General features: G+C 64.5%; 24 protein-coding genes. 7 read left to right on the top strand and 17 right to left on the bottom strand.

The genetic code is table 11. The features are described from left to right. The first annotated feature begins 46 nt into the window (after positions 1-46). Entirely contained in the window at positions 47-412 is a 366-nt protein-coding gene (locus D8676_RS21235; protein ID WP_121583101.1) for a hypothetical protein, read from the top strand. A gap of 36 nt (positions 413-448) precedes the next feature. Here D8676_RS21235 and D8676_RS21240 read toward each other — a convergent pair whose 3' ends face one another. From D8676_RS21240 to D8676_RS21270, 7 genes are read right to left on the bottom strand one after another with little or no spacing between them, the layout of a single operon-like run. Continuing rightward, positions 449-1882 carry an amidase gene (locus D8676_RS21240; RefSeq protein WP_121583102.1) on the bottom strand — a complete coding sequence of 478 codons (1434 nt, stop codon included), beginning with the start codon at positions 1880-1882 and terminating at the stop codon, positions 449-451. A gap of 17 nt (positions 1883-1899) precedes the next feature. After that, on the bottom strand, positions 1900-2742 hold the full coding sequence (locus tag D8676_RS21245) for a BtpA/SgcQ family protein (RefSeq protein ID WP_121583103.1): 843 nt from the start codon (positions 2740-2742) through the stop codon (positions 1900-1902). A gap of 20 nt (positions 2743-2762) precedes the next feature. Beyond that, a complete protein-coding gene (locus D8676_RS21250; RefSeq protein WP_121583104.1) occupies positions 2763-3689 on the bottom strand; it encodes a PfkB family carbohydrate kinase in 927 nt (308 codons plus the stop codon). Beyond that, a complete protein-coding gene (locus D8676_RS21255) occupies positions 3686-4891 on the bottom strand; it encodes a M20/M25/M40 family metallo-hydrolase (protein ID WP_121583105.1) in 1206 nt (401 codons plus the stop codon). Before D8676_RS21255 ends, D8676_RS21250 begins: the two co-directional genes overlap by 4 nt. A gap of 2 nt (positions 4892-4893) precedes the next feature. Continuing rightward, complete coding sequence (locus D8676_RS21260; protein ID WP_121583106.1) at positions 4894-5847, bottom strand: ABC transporter permease; 954 nt, start codon at positions 5845-5847, stop codon at positions 4894-4896. A gap of 21 nt (positions 5848-5868) precedes the next feature. Beyond that, the gene (locus D8676_RS21265) at positions 5869-7368 is read right to left on the bottom strand and encodes a sugar ABC transporter ATP-binding protein (protein WP_121583107.1); all 1500 of its coding nucleotides are present in this window, start codon (positions 7366-7368) and stop codon (positions 5869-5871) included. Between the two features lie 54 nt (positions 7369-7422). Continuing rightward, entirely contained in the window at positions 7423-8526 is a 1104-nt protein-coding gene (locus D8676_RS21270; RefSeq protein WP_121583108.1) for a substrate-binding domain-containing protein, read from the bottom strand. 248 nt (positions 8527-8774) lie between these two features. On the opposite strand from D8676_RS21270, the gene D8676_RS21275 reads away from it, so the two are divergent. Next, positions 8775-9533 (top strand): GntR family transcriptional regulator, encoded by a 759-nt coding sequence (locus D8676_RS21275; RefSeq protein ID WP_183097188.1) that lies wholly within the window; start codon positions 8775-8777, stop codon positions 9531-9533. 63 nt (positions 9534-9596) lie between these two features. Here D8676_RS21275 and rhmD read toward each other — a convergent pair whose 3' ends face one another. The 4 genes from rhmD to D8676_RS21295 are packed head-to-tail and all read right to left on the bottom strand — an operon-like array spanning position 9597 to position 12766. Then, positions 9597-10781 (bottom strand): L-rhamnonate dehydratase, encoded by a 1185-nt coding sequence (rhmD, locus tag D8676_RS21280; protein ID WP_210210745.1) that lies wholly within the window; start codon positions 10779-10781, stop codon positions 9597-9599. Continuing rightward, positions 10778-11095, bottom strand: a complete 318-nt coding sequence (rhaM, locus tag D8676_RS21285; RefSeq protein ID WP_121583111.1) for an L-rhamnose mutarotase — start codon at positions 11093-11095, stop codon at positions 10778-10780. Before rhaM ends, rhmD begins: the two co-directional genes overlap by 4 nt. Then, complete coding sequence (locus tag D8676_RS21290) at positions 11088-11876, bottom strand: FCD domain-containing protein (RefSeq protein ID WP_183097189.1); 789 nt, start codon at positions 11874-11876, stop codon at positions 11088-11090. Before D8676_RS21290 ends, rhaM begins: the two co-directional genes overlap by 8 nt. Before the next feature lie 11 nt (positions 11877-11887). Further along, entirely contained in the window at positions 11888-12766 is an 879-nt protein-coding gene (locus D8676_RS21295) for an amidohydrolase family protein (protein WP_121583113.1), read from the bottom strand. Between the two features lie 165 nt (positions 12767-12931). Between D8676_RS21295 and D8676_RS21300 the strand changes: the two genes are divergently transcribed. The 5 genes from D8676_RS21300 (at position 12932) to D8676_RS21320 (ending at position 18528) form a co-directional block, all read left to right on the top strand. After that, positions 12932-13957, top strand: coding sequence for an aldo/keto reductase (locus D8676_RS21300; RefSeq protein WP_121583114.1), 1026 nt, complete (start codon positions 12932-12934; stop codon positions 13955-13957). After that, entirely contained in the window at positions 13954-15477 is a 1524-nt protein-coding gene (locus tag D8676_RS21305) for a sugar ABC transporter ATP-binding protein (protein WP_121583115.1), read from the top strand. The genes D8676_RS21300 and D8676_RS21305 overlap by 4 nt, the downstream gene beginning before the upstream one ends. Continuing rightward, positions 15474-16460, top strand: a complete 987-nt coding sequence (locus tag D8676_RS21310) for an ABC transporter permease (protein ID WP_121583116.1) — start codon at positions 15474-15476, stop codon at positions 16458-16460. Before D8676_RS21305 ends, D8676_RS21310 begins: the two co-directional genes overlap by 4 nt. A gap of 13 nt (positions 16461-16473) precedes the next feature. Beyond that, a complete protein-coding gene (locus D8676_RS21315; protein ID WP_121583117.1) occupies positions 16474-17472 on the top strand; it encodes an ABC transporter permease in 999 nt (332 codons plus the stop codon). A gap of 63 nt (positions 17473-17535) precedes the next feature. Beyond that, complete coding sequence (locus D8676_RS21320) at positions 17536-18528, top strand: substrate-binding domain-containing protein (protein ID WP_121583118.1); 993 nt, start codon at positions 17536-17538, stop codon at positions 18526-18528. Between the two features lie 163 nt (positions 18529-18691). On the opposite strand, the gene D8676_RS21325 is transcribed toward D8676_RS21320, so the two are convergent. The 6 genes from D8676_RS21325 to D8676_RS21350 all read right to left on the bottom strand — a co-directional run bounded on the left by D8676_RS21325 (position 18692) and on the right by D8676_RS21350 (position 24229). Continuing rightward, positions 18692-19738 (bottom strand): L-idonate 5-dehydrogenase, encoded by a 1047-nt coding sequence (locus tag D8676_RS21325; protein WP_121583119.1) that lies wholly within the window; start codon positions 19736-19738, stop codon positions 18692-18694. Next, complete coding sequence (locus tag D8676_RS21330; protein WP_121583120.1) at positions 19735-21141, bottom strand: TRAP transporter large permease; 1407 nt, start codon at positions 21139-21141, stop codon at positions 19735-19737. Before D8676_RS21330 ends, D8676_RS21325 begins: the two co-directional genes overlap by 4 nt. A gap of 3 nt (positions 21142-21144) precedes the next feature. After that, the gene (locus tag D8676_RS21335; protein ID WP_121583121.1) at positions 21145-21717 is read right to left on the bottom strand and encodes a TRAP transporter small permease; all 573 of its coding nucleotides are present in this window, start codon (positions 21715-21717) and stop codon (positions 21145-21147) included. A gap of 71 nt (positions 21718-21788) precedes the next feature. Beyond that, positions 21789-22754: a sialic acid TRAP transporter substrate-binding protein SiaP gene (locus D8676_RS21340; protein WP_121583122.1), complete on the bottom strand. Its 966-nt coding sequence runs from the start codon at positions 22752-22754 to the stop codon at positions 21789-21791. A gap of 69 nt (positions 22755-22823) precedes the next feature. Next, complete coding sequence (locus D8676_RS21345; RefSeq protein ID WP_121583123.1) at positions 22824-23534, bottom strand: FadR/GntR family transcriptional regulator; 711 nt, start codon at positions 23532-23534, stop codon at positions 22824-22826. A gap of 131 nt (positions 23535-23665) precedes the next feature. Beyond that, positions 23666-24229: a TetR/AcrR family transcriptional regulator gene (locus D8676_RS21350; RefSeq protein WP_121583124.1), complete on the bottom strand. Its 564-nt coding sequence runs from the start codon at positions 24227-24229 to the stop codon at positions 23666-23668. Positions 24230-24324: the final 95 nt, after the last annotated feature.

The following is a 24324-nucleotide window of genomic DNA, read 5'->3' on the forward strand; positions in this document are numbered from 1 at the left end:
GGTTGCTATTGCTATCATGTAATCGATTTCATTGGATTTATCAGCAATGCACAAGATGTATGTGATGTACAATCTCAAGCCAGGCGTGACGATGGAGCAGTACCGGCTCTGGTCGAAGGAGATCGACCAGCGGATCACGCCCGGCCAGCCCGGCATGATACGTTTCGAGATCTACGAAATGCTTGGCTCGGAGACCGGCGGCGAACCGTTTCTCCAGATCGTCGAGGACATCGAGGTGGAGGATTTCGACGCCTGGATGGAGACGACGAGGCAGCAAGGCATGGCCTATGTGGAATCCACGCTGCCAAGCCTGATCGACGAATCCTCGCGGAAGATCATGTACGGCAAGCGGATCGTTGCAGACCTGCCGCACGGATCGCGCCCGCCGGTCCCCAGCCTCGGATTCAAGTAAGCGAAAAGGGACCGCCAGGACCGCCCGTTCAAACCGTCAAATTGGCTTCGGGCGGCGGTCCTGCCAGCGGATTTCATGCTCAAGCTGTTGCGCGAGCTGCAGCAAGGTCGCTTCGTCGCCGTGGCGGCCGACGAGCTGGAGCCCGACCGGCACCGTGTCGTTCGTCAGCGCGACCGGCACCGACATTGCCGGCAGGCCGGAAAGGTTGAAGCAGAACATGTAGCCGGCGTCGGACCATCGATCCAAGTAGCGGTCGAGGTCCGTCTCCTCCATCGACCAATAGCCGACAGGCCTGGGTTTCTGGGTTAATGTCGGGGTGATGAAGACATCATAGCCGGCAATGTCGTTGGCGATTTGATGGCTGGCCAGCCGGATGGCGGCGATGCCCCGCGAATAGTCGCGGGCCGAAAGCGCGCGGCCTTTCTCGATCAGCGCCCCGTTCACCGGAGCCAGCTCGTCCTCGCGTACGGGACGTCCGAACAGCACCGCGAGCCGGTCGAAGTCCGTCGCCATTTCGACCGCGTTTATGGTGTTGTACTGCGCCCAGGCCGCATTGAGATCCGCGCCAAGGTCATGTTCTTCCACGTCATGGCCGAGCGATTGCAGGCGCTTCAGCGTCGCCTGCATGGCCGCGGCGACGTCGGGATCGAATTGGTCGTTCCACGCCGGCTTCATCGTATAGCCGATGCGCAGGCGTGCGGGCGCCTGGGCGCTCAGTTCTAGCCAGGATTCTTTCGGCCGCGACGCGACATAGGCGTCGCCCGGCAGCGTGCCCGCGACTGCATCGAGATAAGCGGCCGTGTCGCGAACGGTGCGCGTCACGCAGAAGGTCGAGACGCTGCCCATCCAGACATCGGGAACCTGTGGGCCGTAGGTGATCCTGCCGCGCGACGGCTTCAGGCCGACAAGGCCGCAGCACGAGGCAGGCACGCGGATGGAGCCGCCCCCGTCGGACGCCTCGGCCAGCGGAACCATGCGCGAGGCGACGGCCGCCGCCGCCCCGCCGCTCGAACCGCCCGGCGTCACGGCCGCATTCCAGGGATTTCGCGCCGGGCCATAGAGCCTCGGTTCGGTCGCGATGCACCAGCCGCCTTCGGGCGTGTTGGTCCGCCCGAGAAGCAGGAAGCCTGCGTCCTTGATCTTGCGGACCATCTCCGTGTCGTAGTCGCAGACATAGTCCTTCATGTAGGAGAAGCCGTTGGTCAGCGGCGTTCCCTCCCACATCGAACCGATGTTCTTGAGCAGGAATGGCACGCCTGCAAAAGCACCGCCCGTGGGACTTTTCGCGGCAGCCCGACCGATCTCGTAGGTCTTGATCACCACCGCGTTGAGGTCGCCGTTGCGCTCCTCTATCGCCGTGATCGCGGCCTCCACCAGTTCCGCCGCGGTCACGTCTCCGGCGCGGACGTGAGCCGCAAGCTGGAGGGCGTCGCTCTCTTCGTAGAGCGATTTCAGGTCGGACGTCACCATCGAGCGGCTTGCTCCTTTCAGCGGCTTTCGCGCAGCGGCTTCACAGCCTCCACGAGCGCCTTGACCCTTTCGAGCTCGACCGGGTTCCACCACACGCCACCCTCTTTGAGGCTTGAGCCGACGATGGCGCCGTCGAGCAACGGCAGCACCCTCGGCGCGTTGGCGGGAGTGATGCCGCTGCCGGCGATGACGGGCAGGCGGGTTCCCTCGCGGATCGAAGAGATCTCACGCTCGGGTACTTCATCGCCCGTCCGGTTGCCCGTGGCAATCGCAACATCGGCGTCATAGAACTCGACATCGCTGGCCTGCTCGCTGACCGGCCTGTCGGCGACGATCGCATGCGACCCATGCTTGACGTGCACGTCGGCGAAGATGGCTACATCAGTGGCGTCGATCTGCTTGCGAAAGCGCAAGGCGCGCGCGCTTTCGCCTTCGACCAGCCCCTCATTCGCGATGTAGGCGTTCACCCACTGATTGACGCGGATGAAACGCGCGCCGCCCGCCTTGGCGATGGCGAGCGCGCCGATCGCCGCGTTGGCGAGCAGGTTTACGCCTATCGGTACGCCTGCCGCATCGACGATGCGCGCGGTGATCGCCGACATGGCGGCAATGATCTCGGGTCCGATCTCGTCCGGTTTCAGGAACGGGATGTCGCCGTGGTTCTCGATGATGATGCCGTCCACGCCGCCCTTTTCGAAAGCCTCCGCATCGCGAAGCGCCTGATCCACGATGGACGCCATGCTCTCGCCGCGATAGCGCGGCGTTCCCGGAAGAGGCGGCAGATGGATATCGCCGATCAGCGGTATCTTGGTTTCGAAGATCGTGTCGAGCGCCGAGGGGCGGCTGCCGGAAATCTGCATTCTTTTCTGTCCAGTTTGCTTCAATAGGAAATCGCCCGCGTTCCCGCTCTCACATGATCCAGCCTTGCTTTGCGCTGGTCATCGGTCGGAATGCAGGTCTCGAGGGCGCCGTAGGTTTCCACCACGTAGGATGCCGAGACGGTTCCCATGGCGGCGGCGGTGACGGGGCTTTCTCCGGCGACAAGTCCTGCGACGAAACCACCGCAAAAGCCGTCGCCCGCGCCAGTGGTGTCGATGACGGTGGCGGGAAACGCAGGAACGTGCGTCAGAACGCCGGTGGCGGCTTCGCAGACCAGCGCGCCGCGCTCGCCGAGCTTGGCGACCATATGGCAGCGATGCCGCACGGCGTTCTCCTTCAGCCAGCCTTCAATGGAGTTTGGCCGCCAGATTCGGGCGATCTCCATCTCGCTCGGCAGGAATGCCGTCAGGTGTTCCAGGAAGTCGAGGTCGCGGTAAAGCGAGGCGTTGACGAAGCCGTCCGCCAGGATGTCCATCGTCACGATCGGCTTCTGCGGGAAGGCGGCTATCTGGCGTGCGTTCGCAACGCCGCTTTCGGGGCCCTGCGGAGCAAGATGGAATCCCTTCGCTTCCGCATTCGGACCCCGGACCGGCCCGCGTTCCGTGTCGAGGCCAAGCGCGTTCGACGAGGACAGTTTCGGGACCTGCTGCTTGTGGATTTCGCTTTCGTGAAGCAGCCAGAGCTCGAGCCCGTTGCCTTCGGAGCGCACGATGCTGGTCGCATCTATCCCGCGCGCCTCGATCTGGCTCAGCGTTTCCTCATAGTACGGTCGCCCGGCGACCGAGTGGATCCCGACTTTCGGGTTCCACATATGCGCGCCGACCGCCGAATAGAGCGCGCCGCCGCCGCGAGAGCCGAGCTTGCACGTGCCGTTGGTGAGGACGATGTCGTCGATCGTCAGCCAGCCGATCGTGGTGATTTCAATCACTGGCCGCTCCCCGGTTGGTCGGACATGGCGCGGATGATGGGACGCAGCAGGGCCGTGTAGACCAGCGCCTTGGACAGATTGACGATGTCTTCAAGATTGGCCTTCGGCAGGCCCGCGTCGAAATGGCGGTCCAGGCCGGGAAAGCCGAGAAGAAGAATGTTCGGCGTCTTCAGCATCACGCTGATGTCGTCGCTGCGGGATGTGTAGCTGTTCTGCGGCTCCTGCACCTTCACGCCGCACTTGTCGATCAGGCGAACCAGGTGGCGGGCGAGGCCGAGAAGGTGAGGGGGCGTCACCGCGCCCCTGCCCAGGCTCGAGAATTCGCTGAGGACGGCGCCTTTCCCGAGCCGCACGGTATTGTCCTTCGCATCGACAGGGCGGGCGTCGTCGCCCGATTGCTGCATGTCGGCGATCATGGCGAGGTCGGGAGGCGGCAGGCGGTCGATGATGCGCGAGCCGCCCCTGCCGATGACCTGGTTGCCCGAACCCTGCGGTCCCTCCTCCTCGTCCGGGAAGGCGAGCATGGCGTCGAAGCCGGCATCGGCGAGAACGGGAGCTGCGACAGCCAGCGCCGCGACGCCTCCCGCATTGTCGAAATGGCCGGTCCAGTGTCCGTCGGCGCCCGGCGCGCTGGAGGTGACGGGCACGACGCGGTCGCCGCTGCGCAGCCTGAACGACGGATTGGTCGGCCGGAAATAGGGCCGGCCGGCCTCGGACTCGAGGAAGCCGTCAGCGGCTACCATATAGCGGGCGCTCTGAAGGTCGAAGCGATAGCAGAGCGCGTCGCGCCGGCCCTCCTGGGTCAAATGATAGCAGAAGGGTATCAGCGGCTGCCGCTCGCCGTCCGCTGGGCCGGCAAGATAGCTGATCGTGTCGAGATGGGCGAAATACCAGATCGGCTTCGCGCCGGCATCCGCGCCCGTCAGGATGACGGTGCTGCCGGTGTTCGCATAGTTGGCGTCCAGCGCGAGCCGGCTGCCCAGCGCCTTGTCGGCTTCGAGAAGTTCCCGCAACACGGGCGCGCGCATGGCGCTCGCGGCCGTCGAGGGTGCTGGCGTGTCGGCGATCGCCTTGAGATAGCGGGCCATCCGCTCGCCGGTGATGTATGCGTCGACGATTGGCCGAAGCCTTTCGACATCGGCATCGAGCTTCGACAGCAGGTCAGCCAGCGGAAGCGGAGAAGTCGCCGGTGTGTCCAGCATGCTCAGGCTCTGTCGGTTCGGGACATGACGTAGACGGCGACGACGATCAGCGCGCCCTTGAAGAGCTGCTGCACATAGGGATCGACGCCGGTCAGGTTGAGGATGTTCGCCAGCACGCCGATGATGAGCGTGCCGATGAAGGTGCCCGCGACGGTGCCCTTGCCGCCGAAGAGGGAGGTGCCGCCGACGACCACTGCCGCGATCGCGTCGAGTTCATAGCCCTGTCCGGCGATCGGCGTTCCGATGCTGAGCTGCGATGCGTAGACAAGACCGGCAAGGCCCGAGACCAGCCCGGAGATCACGTAGACGATGACCTTGTAGAGGTTGACGGGAACGCCGGACAGGCGCGCCGCCTCCTCGTTGGAGCCGATGCCGTAGACGCTGCGGCCGAAGGGAGTGAGCGACAGGATGACCGCGCTGACGGCGACCACCGCAAGCAGGATCAGCGACGGGATCGGGATGCCGGCTATGTAGCCGTTGCCGAGGCTGTAGAAGTTCTCGTTGAGGATCGGGATCGGGGTGCCGCCCGTGTAGATGAAGGCAAGGCCTCGGGCGAAGGACAGCATGCCGAGCGTCATGATGAATGGCGGGATGCGCGCGAAGGCGACGCCGATGCCGTTGACCAGGCCCGCCAGCATGGCTGCGCCGAGCCCGAGCGGGATGGCGACCGCCATGCTGTAGTTCTCAAGCAGGCCGGCATAGAGCACGACCGAGATGCCGAGCAGCGAGCCGACCGAGAGGTCTATGCCCTTGGTCAGGATCACGAAGGTCATGCCGATCGCCAGGATGCCGACGATCGCCACCTGCCGCAGGATGTTCAGCAGGTTGGGAACCGACAGGAAGCGGTCGGACAGCATGGATGCGGCGATGATCAGCAGGATGAGCGCGGCGAAGACGCCGACGCGCCGCCAGATCCTGGCGAAGGACGCCACGTTCGAGGAAAAAGCAGTCGTCATCGAATACCGTCCGCTCGTTGTTCAACCCGCAAGGGCGGCTGCATGCATGATGGTGGATTCACTTGCTTCGTCGCGGCTGAGCGTGGTCGCAATGCGTCCGCGCCGCAGCACCACGACCTTGTCGGACAGGCGGAGGATCTCCTCCAGTTCCGACGAGATCAGGATCACGCAGATCCCCTTGGAGACCAGCTCCTCCATGATCGCGTAGATCTCGCTCTTGGCGCCGATGTCGACGCCGCGTGTGGGTTCGTCGAAGATCAGTATCCGGGGATCGATGGCAAGAGCGCGGCCGATCAGGACCTTCTGCTGATTGCCCCCGCTGAGGGTGCGGATCTCGACGTTCATTCCGGCCAGGCGGATGTCGAGCTTGCGGATCATCTCGCCGACATAGGCGCGTTCCTTGCCCAGTCGGAGGAAGCCGAAGCGCCGGAAGCGTGAGAGTTTCGATATCGTCGCGTTTTCCCTGACCGGGCGATTTGGAAGCAGTCCGAGCGCCTTGCGGTCCTCGCTGACGTACGCCATCGCCAGCCGTGTCGCAGCCTTGGGATTGCGCAGCCGCACCTTGCGTCCAAAGATGCGGATTTCTCCCGAACTGGGCTGCGTGACGCCACAGATCGCCTGCGCGACTTCCGTCCGGCCGGCGCCGACAAGCCCGGCCAGGCCGACGATCTCGCCCTTGTGGGCGGTGAAGGTGATGTCCTCGAAGACACCAGGCAGCGTCAGGCCCTTCACTTCCAGCGCGGGCTCGCCGATCTTGCGCATGCCCGCCGAGAACTCCGGAAAGTCGCGGCCGATCATCTTGGACACGAGCCAGTTCTGGTCGATGTCCGCCACCGCGCTGACGCCGGTGAGTTTCCCGTCGCGAAGCACCGTCACCGTGTCCGCGATCCGGAATATCTCCTCGAGGTGATGGGATATGAAGATGATCCCCAGCCCTTCCGCCTTCAGCTTGGCGATGAGGTCGAAGAGCGTGTCGACCATGGATTCGTCGAGCACTGCCGTCGGCTCGTCGAGGATCAGCACCTTGGCGTTGAAGGAGATCGCCTTGGCGATCTCGATCATCTGCTGCTGTGCGATGGACAGGTCGACGGCAAGCGTCTGCGGGTCGATGTCGATGTTGAGGCGTTGAAGCAGGCTGCGCGTTTCGCTGCGCATCCTGCGTCGATCGACGAAGCCGAGCCGCGTGCGCGGGAAATGTCCGAGGAAGATGTTTTCGGCCACCGAGAGGTGAGGGGCGAGCGACAGCTCCTGGTGGATGACCACGATGCCGCGGCCGATCGCGTCGGCGGGCGAGCGAAGGACCGTATCCTGTCCGTCGAGCAAAAGCTTGCCGGCCTCAGGGCGATGCACGCCGCCGAGCGTCTTGATGAGCGTCGATTTCCCGGCTCCGTTCTCGCCGACGATCGCGTGCACTTCGCCGGCATGAAGCGTCAAATCGACGTCCTTGAGCACCACGTTGCGGTCGAAGGCCTTGGTCAAGCCTTGCGCCTCGAGCAGCAGCCTGTCGCGGTCGAACGGCATGAGCTCCTCCCTGGAAAGGGAGATGCCTGCCCGATCGGGCAGGCATCTCGATGCTCACTTCTTGCACGGATCGGGGGTCGGCTCGAAATCGCCCCAGCCGCGGCCGATCCACTCGTCGGCATTGGCCGCAACCACCGTCGGGGAATCGGGCAGCAGGAGGCGGCTGCCGGGTGCGTCATACGCGGTGGCGCCGGGAATCTCCTTGCCGGTCAACTGGTAGAGCGCGGCGCGCAGGCCGATGTCGGCGATAAACGGCGTGTAGTTGCCATCGGCGCCGAAGGTGCCTTCCTTGACCGCCTTGAAGCCCGCGTTCGACCCGTCGAACGTATAGTGGCGGATGCCGTCGGCGCAGCGATTGGCGCGTGCGACTGCCAACTGGGCGCCCCAGGACGATTCTTCGGCGTGCGAGAAGACCGCGTCGATGTCGGAATGTGCCGTCAGGTAGTCCTCCATGAGCGGCACGGCCGGCTCGCGGATCCACTGGGCGTCGCCGACGGCGAGCACCTTGATGTCAGGATATTTCGCCAGCACGTTCTCCATGCCCTTGTTGCGGTCGACCGCGGGGGAGGAGCCCTTGAGGCCGGTGAGGACGACGATGTTGCCCTTGCCGCCGAGGTCTTCGGCCATCTTCTCAGCCACCTGCTCGGCCATCGTGACGTTGCTCTGTCCAATGAAGAGGGTCTTTTCGGCGGGGACGTCGCGATCCATGACGATGAGCGGGATGCCGGCGTCGGTGACCGCACGGGCGGCAGGAACGAGAGCGGCCGACTCGACCGGGCTCAGCAGGACCGCATCGACGCCGCGCACCAGGAGGTCACGGACGTCGTTGCTCTGCTTGGCGACGTCGACATTGCCGTCGAGGACGACAAGCGAGACGTTGGGATGGCGGCAGGCTTCGGCCTGCAGCGATTCCAGCATGGAGACGCGCCACGGATGGTTGAAGGCCGTCTGCGAGAAGCCGATGGTGATGTCCTTCGCCTCGCCGTCGATGGCGACCGGACCCTCGTCGAGTGGAAGGATGTCGGTGAAGGGCAGTTGCTTGTACTGGACGAGCAGCTCTTCGCAGGTCTTGCCGGAGATCGGCTGCTTTTCCTGCGCCTGCGCAGCAACGGGCGCGAGCGCCGCAACCGACAGGGTCAACAATAATCTGGCTAGCATGGATGGTTCCCTTTCTGTGGACAGGTTTCAGTCGAGGCGTTGGCCGCCTTCTGTTCTGGTGTGAAGATGGTGAGCAGGTCGGCTTTGCCGCCATGCCCGACCGGAATTCATGATCGCCTTTCTGCGTGGCCGCGGTCGCCTTTCATCCGGTTGCGATCTGCGTTATTGCTCGTTGCAGACGGAAGCGATGACGGGGTTAGTCTGTCTTGCCTCTTTAAATGTCATGACGTTCGTACGATATGACGGATATGTGGAACAAACCGCTGCAAGAGTCCAGCCCCCTTCCGCTCTGGTTCCAGATCGCGGAGCGGCTGCGTCAGGCCATCGCCGCCGGGATTTTCACGGCCGGGGATGTGCTGCCCTCCGAAAGCCAGCTCAACGAGACGTTCGGCATCAGCCGCGCGACCTCGCGCTCGGCATTGGACAGCCTCGAGCAGGAAGGCCTGATCGTCCGAAAGTCCGGCAAGGGCTCGATCGTGCTGGGGCCTCGCGTCGAGCAGCCGGCCATTGAGATGTACGGCTTCTCCGATGACATGCGGCGCAGGGGATTGCGGCCGTCATACCATACGGTGTTTGCCGGCCGGGGAAGGGCCAGCCGCGAGACCGGCGACGCGCTTGGTATTGGGGTCAATTCGCCGGTCTATCATTCGCGCCGCATACTGAAAGCTGACGATCAGCCGATAGGAGTCGCGCTGTCGTGGATACCGTTGAGTATTTTCGAAGGCACGACCTTGCCGACGGCAGAGGACCTCAGCCGCAATTCCCTGTATCGCTGGCTGAACGATACATGCGGTGTGAAGCTCACAGGCGCGCGCGAGACGATCGAAGCGGCGCTAGCGGAAGGTGACATGGCCGCGGAGCTTGAAGTGCCCGCGGCGGCCGCCGTCCTTGTCGTTCGGCGCCGATCGGAGAATGCCGACGGCACGCCGATCGAATATGCCGTCCTGCATTTCCGGGCCGACCGCTACCGGCTGCATCTAGAAACAGGCGTTGTGGTGCGCCGCTAGGAAGGCCAGCCGCTCAGACGGGTGCAGGCCGCACACTGACCTTCCGTGCCGCGTTCTTATCGATTATCGAACGATCTCCAGCGAAGCCCGGTCGGCCAGCGTCATGCCGAAGCCCGGCGCGTCGGAGAGCTTGAGCCTGCCGTTCTCGGGCATCTCCTCGCCTTCGAACAGGTCGCCGAAGACGGGCATGATCGTCTTGCCGTCCGGGCTAGCCGCCACGTATTCGCAGAAGGCCGGGCCGGTCTGGCTGGCGATGAAGTGATAGGAGTAGGGCCCGCTGCCATGCGGCACGACCGGCAGGTCGTGGGCCGAGGCATGCGCCGCGATCCTGAGCGTCTCGGTGAGTCCGCCGACCCACATCACGTCCGGCTGCAGGATATCGAGCGACCCTTGCTCGATCAGCGCGCGGAAGCCGTAGCGGGTGTATTCGTGCTCGCCGGTGGTCCACTTCAGATAGGGGTGCGCGGCCTTTATGGCGCGATAGCCGTCGACGTCCTCGGGCGACAGAACCTCTTCCCACCAGTGGATGTTCAGGTGCTCGGCCGCCTTGGCGAGGCGGATGGCGTAACCAGCGGTCAGCGACATGTAGCAGTCGACCATCAGCGGATAGTCGGGGCCGACATCGGCGCGGTGCCTGGCGAGGAACTCGACATTCTTCCTCAGCCCCTCCTCGCCCTCGAAATGGCTGTGCGGCAGCGGCACCTTGGCGCCCCAGAAACCGAGCGCCTTGATCGCCGCCGGTTCGGGCGTCGTGCAGTAGAAGGTGATCTCGTCGCGCGCCATGCCGCCGATCAAATTGTAGACCGGCTCGCCGCGCACCTTGCCGATCAGGTCCCAGAGCGCGAGGTCGACGCAGCTTATCGCCATGACCGGCAGGCCCTTGCGTCCATAGGGTAGCGACGAGCGGTAGAGCTGGTCCCACAGCATGTTGGTCTTGCGCGCATCCTCGCCGATCAGGAAGCGGCGGAAATGATGATGGATCATCCACGCCGCCGGGGCACCGCCCGAACCGGTGGCGACGCCGACGGTCCCGTCCTCCGTCTCGATCTCGACCACGATGGCGCCGAGCACGCCGATGCCCCAGCTCGAGCGCTTCTCGCGATAGCGCGCATAGCCCGACATCGGGTTGGCGATCAGCGTGTCTACCAGCCAGTGCTTGCTCTCGCCCGGCTTGAAATAGGTGCCGGCCTTGTCGCTCGGCTTCACCGTGTAGGCGCGGACATCCTTGATGCGGAACGCGGTGCTCACGGTAGATAGAACACGCGCTTGAGCGGCACCTGCACCGGCACGTTGTCGGGGTGCGTCTCCATGATGTCGGCCATGTGCTTCCACCAGCGCTTCATCACTTCCGTGTCCGGCAGTGCGGCCATGGTGTGGTCGTCGGTGCGGGTCAGGATGCCGAACAGGTGGTTCGATTCCGGATCGAGCCAGATCGTGTAGTCGGAGACGCCGGCATCCTTCAGCGCCTGGGCGAGGTCGGGGAATATCTCGTCGTGCCGCTTCTCGTATTCGGCGGCTTGCCCAGGAAAGAGGTTCATGCGGAAGGCGATGCGTTCAGCCATGTGTCAGTTCCCGTGATCGCTTGGCAATGGCCATGATGGTGGTGTCCCTCACATGTTCGAGATGGGCGCGGTAGGCTGCGACCGCAGCAAGTGTGTCGCCGCTCAGGATCGCGTCGGCGACCTCGACATGCTGCCCGACGCTCTTGTCGATGACGCCGGGGACCTCGCTGGCGGCGCGGCGTACGTCGAGCCCGAGGTCGTAGAGCACATGCGCGAGCGCCGCCAGGAGCGCATTTCCGGCGCCGTCGTTGATCGCCTGGTGGAATTCGATGTCCAGCAGCCGGAAAGCCACCGGGTCGTGCTCGAAGGCGCGGCCGTCCACGGCGAGCTTGTGGATGCGTTGTCGCTGTTCGAGGCTGGCCCGCTCGCAGCAAAGCCGGACAAGCTCCAGGTCGACCACGATACGCGTCTCGAACTGCTGGTGAACGTCGTAGTCGGCGACTGCCAGCACCGAATTGAACGGCGCGGCCAGCCGGCTCGGCGACAGGTCGGTTATGGTATAGCGCCCGCCTTGCCGGCTCGACAGCACGCCCATCAGCGTCAGCGCCTTCAGGGCCTCGCGCAAAGGCGGCCGCGAGATGCCGAAGGCGATCGTCATCTGCTGCTCTGTCGGCAGGCGGTCGCCGGGCTTCAGATTGCCCGACTTGATCATGCCCATGATGCGGTCCGCCACTTGCTCGCTGATCGAGCGGCGTTCCAGCGTGCCGCCGCCAAAACTCCCGGTGTCCTCGGCCAGATCGGCGAACGTCCTGTCGGGCTCTTCTTTGGCTGGCTTGCTCACGCGTTCCTGTCCTAAAGATCCAGGCGATAGAACTTGATGGCGTTGTCGCGGTAGATTTTTCGCGTCTCCGCCTCCGAAAGGCCGAGGTCGGCGAAGGCATTGTCCAGCACCTGCACCCATTCGGGGATGCTGGTCGACTGCAGAAGGATCGGGTAGTCGCCCGCGTAGATGGTGCGGTCGGGCCCGAAGGCGTCGAGCGTCGCCTCGATATAGGGGCGGAGCTGCTTCTCGCTCCAGTTCTCGCCGGCATAGGGCGGCAGGTCGGAGAGCTTCACCCACATGTCGGGGTGCCTGGCGAGATCGTTCATGTCCTCGCGGAACTGCTCTATCCTGCCTTGCTTGATGCCCGGCTTGCCGCAATGGTCGAGGATCATCGGCACGCCGTGGATGAGCTTCACCCATTCGCGGATGAAATCCATCTGCGTGTAGTTGGGATTGATGTCGAAGGTCCAGCCGAACTCTGCCAGCAGGTTGGTGCCCTCGATGAAACCTTCGCTCATGGTGAGGCCGCGCGGGTCCTCGTCGAACTCCATGATGCGGCGGATGCCGCGCACATCAGGATGTTCGTCGCGCATCTTCTCCAGCATGGGCCGGACCTTGGCGCCCCACTCGAGCGGCGCCATCGGGATGATCGCCTTGATGCGCGGGTCGCGTCGCTGCTCATCCTCGACGAATTCGATCTCCTCGATATACTGGCCGCCGCCCTCCCAGAAATCCGCGTAGCATTCGAGGAACACCATCGCCTCCACCTCGACGGCGCCGCAGTCCCGGCGATAATCCTCGACATGGTAGGGATGGCCGAAAAGCGGGCTTCCCTCGAACGCGCTGTATTTGAGCCGGGTCTGGTCCCAGACGTGCAGGTGCGTGTCGATGATCGGAAAGGCTGGCATCTTTCTCCCTCTTATCGGGCTCCAACTCTGCCGGTCGGTTGCTCCTGCGATGCCTACGAATGGCCATCGGGTAAAAACTTGTCAAACTAATTTTTGTCTGACAAGTTGCACTCGAACGAGAGCGAGTGCCTGTCTCGCCGCGTCGCTTTGGGAGGAGCTACCGCCGTGACCGTCACCGTTGCCAGTCGCCGTCGTGTCGGAAAAACCTCCCTTGAACTTCCCGTTTTCGGGCTAGGCACCGCGCATCTGGGCGAACTCTATGGCAAGGTCGACGAAGCCGAGTCCCGCGCCACCATGGATGCCGCCTGGGCAGCCGGCGTGCGCTATTACGACACCGCGCCGTGGTATGGCCGCGGCCTCTCCGAACACCGGCTTGGCGGATTCCTGCGGACCAAACCGCGCGGCGATTTCCAGGTGACCACCAAGGTCGGACGCACCCTCCACCGCCCGGCCGACCCGAAGACCTTCGACCGCGCGCCGTGGACTGGCGGGCTGAATTTCGAGGTTAACTTCGACTACACCTATGACGGCGTCATGCGCTCCTACGAGCAAGCGCTGCAGCGTCTCGCTCTCGACACGGTGGACGCGCTGGTCATCCACGACCTCGACGCCGGTTTCCACGGCGACAGGCAGGCGGGCTACGAGAAGCAGCTCATCGAGTCCGGCGCCAGGGCGCTGGTCGAGCTGAAGAAGTCCGGCGATATCCAGGCATACGGCATGGGCATCAACAACAACGAGGCGCTGGAAGGCATCGCGACAAAGGTCGATCTCGACTTCTGCATCGTCGCCATGCCCTACACGCTGATAGACCAGGACAGCCTGACGCGCGGCATGAAGGCCCTGCACGACCGCAACGTCTCGGTGATCATCGGCGCTCCCTTCGCCTCGGGCATCCTCGTCACCGGCTCGGGCGCCGGCGCGAAATACGCCTACGGCGCGGCATCGCCCGAGGTGCAGGCGCGGGTGCGCGGCATCGAGGCGGCGTGCAAGGCGCACGCCGTCAGCATGCCGGTCGCGGCGCTGCAGTTCGTGCTGGCCCACCCGGCCGTCGTCTCGGTCATACCTGGGGCGGCGAAGCCGAGCGAGGTCGAGGCCAATGTCGCGGCGCTGGGCGTGAAGATCCCGGCTGCGTTCTGGGCCGAGCTGAAGGCGCAGAAGCTGATCCATCCCGATGCGCCGGTGCCTGCATGAGCGAAGCCGACGCCACTCCGCTGATCTCGGCGCGCGACATCTCGAAATCCTTCGCGGGTGTCGAGGTGCTGCGCGGCGTCGATCTCGACCTGATGAAGGGCGAGATCCATGCGCTGCTGGGTGAGAACGGCGCCGGCAAGTCGACCTTCGCGAAGATCCTCGCCGGCGTCCACCTCCCGACGCGCGGCACGCTGGCGCTCAATGGCCAGCCGGTCGAGGTAACCAATCCCGTGGTGGCGCAGAAGCTCGGCATCACGCTGATCCACCAGGAGCCGATCTCCTTCCCCGACCTGTCGGTGGCCGAAAATCTCGTGCTCGGGCGTTCAGAGGATGGCTGGTTCTCCAAGGTGCCGTGGGCCGAGATGACGCGAGAGGCGCATCGCTACATGGACTTGCTCGGCGTCCACATCGATGTGACGCGTCCGATGCGCGGCCTGTCCATCGCCGACCAGCAGATGGTGGAGATCGCCCGCGCGCTTGCCTCCGACAGCCGGCTGATCATCATGGACGAGCCGACCGCGCCGCTCACGCCGCGCGAGGTCGAGACGCTGTTCGGCATAGCTCGGCGCCTGCGTGACGAAGGCCGCACCATCATCTTCATCTCGCACCGGCTCGAGGAAGTGCGCGCATTGTGCGACCGCGTCACCATCTTCCGTGACGGCGACAAGATCGCCACCGATACGATCGGAAATCTCAGCGACGCCGACATCATCCGGCTGATGATCGGTCGGCCGCTCAAGGAATATATGCACAAGCACTCGGCCACGATCGGCGACGTGGCGCTCGAGGTGCAGGGTCTCACTTTGCCTGGCGTCTTCTACGATATCGGCTTCTCTGTCAGGCACGGCGAGATTGTCGGGCTTGGCGGCCTGGTCGGCGCCGGCCGCACCGATGTCGCCCGCGCCATCTTCGGTGTCGCGCCGGCCGAAAGCGGCACGGTGAAGGTCAACGGCAAGGCTGCCGAGATCGAAAAGCCGGAGGATGCGATCGCGCTAGGCCTTGCCTTCGTGCCCGAGGACCGGGCCGTCGCGGGCATCTTTCGCACCTTGCCGGTCGAGCAGAACATCACCGCCGCGATCCCGGGCAAGATAGCTCCGGCCGGCATAATCCGCCGGGCGGTCGAAAAGAGCCTGGCGCAGGACGCAGTGAAGAAGCTCCGCATCCGGCTTGCCTCGGTGAAACAGCCGATCGGCGAACTCTCGGGCGGCAACCAGCAGAAGGCGATCCTTGCCCGCTGGCTGCTCGCCGACCCGTCCATCCTCATCCTCGACGAGCCGACCCGCGGCATCGACATCGGCGTCAAGGCAGAGTTCTACGACATGATCGGCGAACTGGCCGCGCAGGGCAGGGCGATCCTCCTCATCTCCTCCGAGATGCCCGAGCTTCTGGCGCTCTGCGACCGTATCCTGGTGATGGCCGAAGGCCGGCTCACGGCCGAGCTTTCGCGCGCCGAAGCGAACCAGGAGAAGATCATGAGCGCCGCCGTGCCGCGCAGCCAGCGCGTGGAGGAGGCAGCGTGAACGCGCTCCGCTCGATCCTCGTCCGCCGCGAGACCGGAATCGCGGTGATGATCGTGCTCTTCACTGTCGTAGTCAGCCTCTACAAGCCTCAGTTCTTTACCCTCAACAGCTTGCGTGTCATCCTGCTCCTGACCCCGCTGGTGATGATCGCCGCCATGGGCCAGATGCTGGTGCTGGTCGCCCGCCATGTCGACCTTTCGATCGGCTCGATGCTCGGCCTCTCGGCCATGGTGACCGGCATGATGTTCCGCGACATGCCCGGCATCCCCTGGGGACTCGGCTTCGTCGTCGCCATCGGCATCGGCGCACTGCTCGGGCTGGTCAACGGTGCGCTCGTCACCCTGTTCCGGCTGCCGGCGATCATCGTGACCCTGGGAACGCTCAACCTCTATCGCGGGCTGACCTTCATCGTCTCGAACGCGCGCCAGGTCGATCGCCAGTTCATCCCGAGCGAACTGAAGGCGATGAGCCAGACCTCGCCGATCCTGGGGATTCCGTGGATCATCTTCATGGCCTTCGCGGTGGCGCTCGCGACCTACTGGTTCGTCATGCATACCCGCGTCGGGCGGCAGATCTTCGCGCTCGGCTCCAACCCGGTGGCGGCGCCGCTGCGCGGCATCAAGGTCACGCAGGTCACGCTCCTCGTCTTCGCCATTTCCGGCGCGCTCTCCGGGCTCGCCGGCATCATGTATGCGAGCCGCTGGGGCTTCGTGAACCCATCCAACACCGGCTTCGGCTTCGAGTTCCAGGTGATAGCAGCGGTGGTCATCGGCGGCGTCTCGATCAATGGCGGTGTCGGCTCGGTGCTCGGCGTCGTGCTGGGCGTGCTGCTGATGGGCTGCGTCGCTGCCGCACTGCCGTTGCTTGGTATTCCCGGCACCGCACAAGGCGCCATCTACGGCGCCGTGATCCTCGTCGCGCTGCTGATCGACCGCTCGGTGCGCCAGCAGGGCATCGCCGGTCTCAGGATCGCCCGAGCATGAGGATTCCAGGGGCATGAGCGCGGCCGACACCACACGGAATATCGCCGGCCGCGAGGCGGCGCCGCCGCGTCCGCTCCTGCATGTCATCCTCGTGCGCCCCGAGACGATGACGCTCGCCCTGCTTATCCTGGCCGTCATCGTCGCCAGCCAGCTGTCGCCGTTCTTCCTCGACATCAACTACATTCTCAGGAGCTTCACCCTCTCGGCCGAGTTCGCCATCGTCGCGCTGGTGTTCACCATGGTGATCATCGCCGGCGAGATCGATCTTTCGCCGGCGGCCAACATGGCGCTCTCGGCCTGCCTGTTCGCCTGGGCGCAGGCGTCGGGCATCCCGATGCCGGTCGCCATCCTGATCGGTCTGGCCGCCGGCCTTGCCATGGGCGCGCTCAACGCCTTCATGGTGATCGCGCTGCAACTGCCCTCCATCATCGTCACCATCGGCACGCTGACTCTGTATCGCGGGCTCGCGCAGATCATCGCCGGCGACAAGTCGATCCGCGTGCCGGACTGGTTCATCGGCATCGACAAGGTGCTGGTTCTCGGCATCCCCGTGCCGGTGGTGATCTTCGTCGTCGTCTCACTCCTGCTTGGGCTGATCCTGGCCGGCACCATCTTCGGCAGGCAAATCTATCAAATCGGCACCAACGAAGTGGCGGCCCGCTATGCCGGCATCCGCACCCGGCGCATAAAGCTCGTCCTGTTCCTGCTCATGGGGCTGGTCGCTGCTGTCGCCGGCATGATGACCGCTTCGCGCCTCGGCTCGGTGCGCTACGATCTCGGCCTTGGCGGCGAGCTGCAGATGGTGCTGATGGCGATGCTGGGCGGCACCTACATCTTCGGCGGCCGGGGCACCATTCTCGGTACTTTCCTTGCCGCCTGGCTGCTGGTCGTCGTCTCAACCGGTATGACGGTCGCCAACCTGCTGCCTGCCATTCAACTGACGGTGCTGGGCGTTCTGCTCATCGTCGCCATCATCGCCACCAATTTCATCTATTCCCGCACGCAAAGGTAGCGGGCAATGATCCCGGATCCACCGGGTTAATTTCAACAGGACTTTCAACAAGGAGGATTTGAAGTGCTGAAGAAATCACTGATAGCTCTGGCGGCAGGCCTCGCGCTCTCCACCGGCGCCCTTGCCCAGGACAAGATCGACATCGTGTTCATCGGCAAGAACACGGGCAACCCGTATTTCGACTCCCTGACCAAGGGCTTCGTCGAGGCTTGCCAGAAGATCGCCTGCAACTTCGAGTTCGTCGCGCCGGCGACCGCCGAAGCCACCTCGCAGATCCCCTTCATCGAAGCCCAGATACAGCGTGGCGTGGACGTCATCGCCATTTCGCCCAACAGCCCCGACGCGTTGAACCAGGTGTTCGACGCGGCGCGCGCCAAGGGCATCATCGTGATGACCGTGAACGGCGACATCACCGGGAACGAATCGCACCGCGATCTGACCATCCTGCCGACCGACTTCACCAAGGTCGGCGCGGACCAGATCGAGATGGTCGGCTCGCTGATCGGCTACGAGGGCGAGATCGCCATCCTCTCGGCCACCACCGAGGCTCCCGACCAGAACTTCTGGATCAAGGGCATGAACGAGGCGATCAAGGACCCGAAATACGCCAAGATGAAGCTGGTGGCGACCGTCTACGGCGACGACCAGCCGGAGAAGTCGACCAGCGAGATGGAAGCGCTGCTGGCCAACTACCCCGACCTCAAGGGCGTCATCGCGCCGACGACGGTCGGCGTTGCGGCGGCCGCCCAGGTGGTGCAGTCGCGCGGCGTCGCCGAGCAGGTCAACGTGACCGGCCTCGGACTGCCGAGCGAAATGCGCGACTTCGTCAAGGACGGCACGGTCAAGGCCTTCCAGCTGTGGTCGCCCTACAATGAAGGCTGGCTCGCCGCGCACCTCGCAGTCGACCTGAAGGCCGGCAAGGCCAAGAATGAGGTGGGCTCCACCTTCGAGGTGCCTGATCTCGGCACCATCACCATCAACGAGGGCAATTCGATCAACACGCAGTCCTCGCTGACCACCTTTACCGCCGAGAACATCGACCAGTTCGATTTCTGAGCGGCTATTCAATTTGGGGGCGCCGGCCGATAGGCCGGCGCTTTTCTTTTCTCCAGCAATCTATCGAGTACTACCGCGGAATGATTTGGCCGTTCCGCCGCCACCCGCTTCAGAGCAGTTTCGCGACGGCCGCCCGTGCGGTCGCCCGGCATGGGCGTGGGGATCAGTCCCGGCTCAGCATGACCTTGACGCTCCTCGACCGGTCGAGGGCCAGCGTGAAGGCCGCCGGCGCCGATGACAGCGCCTGCTCGGCGGTGACGAGCTTGAGCACGTCCACCGCGCCGGCCGCGATCAGGCTTACTGCCTCGTCGAACTCTGCGCCGAACCGGAACGTGCCCCTGAAGTCGAGTTCCTTGGCCATGATGGCGTTGGCTGCGACGGGGATCTGGCCGCCGGGGAGGTTTCCGATCTGCACCAGCGTGCCGCCGCGCCGCACGCTTGAGATCGCCGAGGCGAGCCCGGCCGCCGTTCCCGTCACCTCGAACGCCACGTCGAAGGGGTATTCCCTGGCGGCGGTCCTCAATTCGTCGTCGCCGGCGCCCGCATTGATGACGCGGTTGGCTCCAAGGCGTTCCGCGAAGGTCAGCGGCGCTGCCGCGACGTCCACCATCGTGGCGCGGCCGCAGCCCTTCAGCTTCGCCGCCAGCATCGTCAGCAGCCCGATCGGTCCGGCGCCGAACAGGACGACGCTCTTGCCGCCGATATCTCCGGCGCGCGCCACCGCATGCAGGCAGACCGCCAGCGGCTCCGCCAGCGCCGCCGCCGCATAGGGCACGCTGTCGGGAACCTTGACGCATTGCGCGGGCGTGGCGTCGAACAGGCTGGCGAAGCCGCCCTGCATGTGCGGCGTCTTCGACGCCGAGCCCATGAAATAGATGTTCTCGCACAGATTGGGCCGGTCCTCGCGGCAGTAGCGGCAATGGCCGCACCAGCGCGACGGGTTGACGGCGACACGGTCTCCGAACGACAGGCCCGGTGCTTCGCCGTTGATCTCGACGACATCGCCGGCGACCTCGTGGCCGAGCACCAGCGGCGAGGTGACCACGAAATCCCCGGTGCGCGCATGGCGGAAATAGTGGAGGTCGGAGCCGCATATGCCGCCGGCGCCGAAGCGGATGCGCACCATGCCTTCTGCCAGCGGCGGCAGCTCCGCCGCGACGAGCCGGAGGTCCTCCGGGCCGAACAGCGTGGCGGAAAGGGCCTCGCTCATCTGATCAGGCCCATCTGCGTCGGCAGCCACAGCGAGACGGCCGGCACGAAGGTGATGATCACCAGGGCGATGAGCAGCGGCACCATCCAGGGCAGGATCGCCATGGTGGTGCGCTCGACCGACAGGCCCGATATCCGCGACAGCACGAACATGACCACGCCGACCGGCGGCGTCAGCAGCCCGATCATCAGGTTGAGCGTCAGGATCAGGCCGAAATGCACGGGGTCGACGTCGAAACGGGCGAGGATCGGCATCAGGATCGGCACCAGGATGGTGATCGCGGCGATCGTGTCGAGGAAGCAGCCGACGATGAGCAGCAGGATGTTCACCAGGATCAGGAACATCCATTTGTTGTCGGTTAGCGAGAACATGGCGTCGGAGAAGAGCTGCGCGGCCTGGCTGACGGTAAGCAGCCAGGCGAAGATCGACGCGGCGGTGACGATGAACAGCACCGAGGCCGTCGTCTCGATCGTGTCGAAGCTGGCCTTGGCGAGCGAGCGCAGCGTCATCGAGCGGTAGCGCACCAGGCCGAGGAACAGCGACCAGATGACGGCCGCAACCGCTGCCTCGGTCGGCGTGAACCAGCCCATCGTCATGCCGCCGATCAGGATGACCGGCGTCATCAGCGCCATCACCGCCGAGAAATCGAAATACCAGTCGAGCACGATCAGCACGACCAGCGCGACCAGCACCGAGAGATTGATGGACAGGCCGGTGAGCGTCAGCAGGTAGACGGCGACCGGGAAGGCCGCGACGACGAGCACCTCGGCCGAGGCGGCGAACAGCCGGCGCCAGCTGAACGGGGTGTCGGAACCCCAGCCGTAGCGATAGGCGAAGATGGCGACCGTGATCATCATCAGCACCATCATGACGATGCCCGGCAGGATGCCGGCCATGAACAGCGCGCCGATCGAGACGTTGGCCATCATGCCGTAGATGACGAAGGGTATCGACGGCGGGAAGATCGGCCCGACCGTGGAAGAGGCCGCCGTCACGCCGACGGCGGCGTCGATCGGATAGCCGTGGTCGCGCATCGCCTTGATCTCGATCGTGCCGATGCCGGCGGCGTCGGCGAGCGCCGCGCCCGACATGCCGGCGAAAACGACCGAGCCGATGATGTTGACCTGGGCGAGGCCGCCCTTCATCCAGCCGACCACCGCCAGCGCGAAGCTGTAGATGCGGCCGGTCACGCCGGCCGTGTTCATCAGGTTGCCGGCGAGGATGAAGAAGGGCACCGCCAGCAGCGGGAAGCTCTCGACGCCGGCGATCATCCGCTGCGCGGCGATGATGTCGGGGGCCACGCCGTAGAAGATCAGGTAAAGCAGCGAGGCGGTGGCCATCGACACCGCCACAGGCGCGCCGACGAGCATGAGCAGCAGGAACGAACCGATGAGCAGAAGCATGTTTCAGATCCCCTGGGTCTCGAAGGCTTCCGGACGTTCCAGCACGGAATAGCCGCGCCGGAGATCGGCGAAGAAGACCTGGATCTGCCTCAGCATCATCAGGAAGAAGCTGGCGAAGACGGTATAGAAGACGAGGTTGCGCGGCAGGTCGATGGTCACCATCCGCTCGCGGTGGACGATGCCGGCATAGCGCCACAAGAGCCACGACATGTAGGCGAAGAAGCCGATGCTGATCAGGCTGACGGCAAGGGCGAGGACCCGGCCGACGTGGGCCGGCAGATAGCGGTAGAGCATGTCGACATGGATATGGCGGGTCATCCGGGTACACATGACCGAGCCGAGGAAGACCACCACCACCAGGCAGTTGATGGCGATCTCCTCCGTCCAGGCCAGGCTGTCGTTGAGTGCGTAGCGGGTGAAGAACTGCAGGAAGACGCAGAGCCCCATGCCCCAGAACACCGCCATCGTCACCCAGTCCTCCACCGCATAGATCGACAGGTCGGCCGGAGGCGGCTCCTCGTCGAAGACCTGTGCGATCTCCTCGGCGGTGATCTGGGTATGGATCTCTTGCGTCATCGGTAGCTTCCGCGCTTGGCTTGTCGGAGGGACGTGGACCCGGCGGCAGGCGCCGGGCCCGGTCGGCTGGGCTACTGGATGGCGCGGATCGCTTCCCAGTCGGCCTTTTCGTAGCCGAATTCCTCGAAGGTCGCCTTCTCGAGCACGTTCTTCTCGAAATCGGACGTGTCGGATTCGACGACGGTCAGGCCCTTCTCCTTGAACTCCTGCACGAGTTCCTTCTCGCGCGCGACGATCTTCTGCGTCGCCCTGGCTGCGGCCTCCTGCATCACTTCGGTGAAGATCGCCTTGTCCTCGTCAGACAGGGAGGCCCAGCGCGACTGCGAGACGACGGTGTTCAGATGATCGACGATGTGGCCGGTCAGGTTGATGTGCGTCTGCACCTCGTAGAACTTCTTCGCCTCGATCGTGGTCAGCGGGTTCTCCTGCCCCTCGACCGTGCCCTGCTGGAGCGCCAGGTAGACTTCCGCGAAGGCGATCGGTGCCGTGTTGGCGCCGCAGGCGCGCGGCATCGCCAGATAGGCGGGCACATCGGGCACTCGGATCTTCAGGCCTTCCATGTCGGCGCATTTCTCGATCGCCTTGTTCGCCGTCGCATGGCGCGTGCCGTAGTAGGTCGTCGCCGTGATGTGATGGCCCGAGGCCTCCTCGTAGCCCTTGGTGAGCTCCTTGTAGATGTCGCTCTTGGCATAGGCGAGCAGGTGGTCGGCGCCGCGGAAGATGTAGGGATAGTAGGTCACGCCGATGCGCGGGAACTCACGCGCCGCGAAGCTCGATCCGGAGATGATGATGTCTACGGTGCCGAGCGTCAGGCCCTGGTTGATGTCGGTTTCCTTGCCGAGCTGCGAGGCGGGGAACACGTCGATCTTGTAGCGGCCGTCGGTGCGCTTTGCGATCTCCTCGGCCGCCCACACCGACTCCGTATGGAAAGGTTCGGACGTTTCGTACACATGCGCCCATTTGAGCGTCGTCTGGGCCGTAGCCGGGGTAACCAGCGCGGCGAGCGCGCCGGCAATGATCGCGTATTTCCTGAGCATGATTTCCTCCTCCTTGATTTGACGATCAGGCCGAACTCCTCCCGGCCTCGCCTGTCTCCATTGCCGAACTCATTGCCCCAGTTTGTCACCGAAATTGCGCGAGAATCTCTGCTGCGATAGTCGCAGATGCTCCTGCATCGCCGCCTTGGCCCGTGCCGGATCCCGCCCGGCGATGGCGTCGCGCACCGCGACATGCTCCTCCAGCGCCGACTGCCACGACTGACGGTTCTCGAAATAGCTCGAAAGGCGCTGGAAATAGGGATTGAGGCGCTGGTCGAACATCTCGCCGATGAAGCGGACGAGCACTGCGTTGCCCAGAATGCTCGCCACGCTGGTGTGGAACTCGCGGTCGAGGCCGATCGTCGCTTCCGACGGGTGGTCGCTGCTCTTCATGCGGTCGAGCACGTCGTCGATCGTCTTGATGTCGTGCGGGCTGGCCAGAAGCGCGGCTTCGGCCGCGATCGCGCCTTCGACGAATTCGCGCGCCCTCAGCAGCTCGAACGGTCCCTCGTCATTGGTGGCCTGGGATGGTGGCGGTACGTTCTCGGCCATGGCCCGGACATAGATGCCCGAACCCACGCGGATGCGGATGCGCCCTTCCACTTCGAGCGCTATGAGCGCCTCGCGGATGGTCGGCCGGGAAAGGCCGAACTGTTCGGCGAGTTCCCGCTCTGCCGGCAGACGCGCTCCGACGGCGTACTCGCCGCTGTCGATCATCTGCCTCAACTGATCGGCCACCTGACGATAAAGTCGCGGCGGTTCGATGGCATGGATCGGCACGCTTCCCCCCGCTTCGGACCGGAAATCGGTAAATTGGTCTGACCATTTCGAGCGTGCAGCGATCGTGCGGTCGAGTCAAGCCGCTGATTCGGTCTTTGGGGCGTGAGTGGATTTTGGTGTGCGCGCGACGACTACGGGCGCGCCAACCCTTTGCATTTCACGATATCGTGAAGTTTCTCGATGACCAGATGGCGTTCCTCCTGGGTCAGCACGTCGATATCGAGCAGGGGGAGGCAGCGCAGCCCTTCCAGCGCCATGAAGGCGACGAGGGCCGCGGACTGGTCGGAAGCGTTCGAGCGTATATTGTCGATCAGCCTTCGGCTCACCTCGCGGACAGGAAGCAGAAGATCTGGGTTTTCGACAAGCGCCGCAAGAAAGCCGGAAGCCGGGGGCAGCCCTTTCTTGCAGTCCATCTCGTAAAGAGCCACGCAGGCCGCAATAACGCTGTCGGGCTTGCCGCGATCCACCTCGGTTCTTTCGGCAAGCGCACTTTCGAACTTCTCCAGATGATAGGAGACGATCGCTTCCAGGAGCTTTTTCTTCGACGGGAAGTTGTAGAGCAGCCCGCCCTTCGATACTCCGGCGCGATGCGCGACGGCGTCGAGCGAGACGTGTCCCGGTCCGACCTCCTTCGCCAGGTCGACGGCGGCCGCTACAATCTTGTCGCGCGAACTGGGCCTGCCTACTTTTGTCATGAAGCCTATCTAGCGCGGATTGACATTACCGTCCAGACGGTACAGTAATGCGCGCCAGGTGACCGGCGCCAGGGGTGGCTCTGCTGGCGGCGCCT

The sequence above is a fragment of the Mesorhizobium sp. YM1C-6-2 genome, assembly GCF_003666685.1.
Classification (GTDB): Bacteria; Pseudomonadota; Alphaproteobacteria; order Rhizobiales; family Rhizobiaceae; genus Mesorhizobium_K.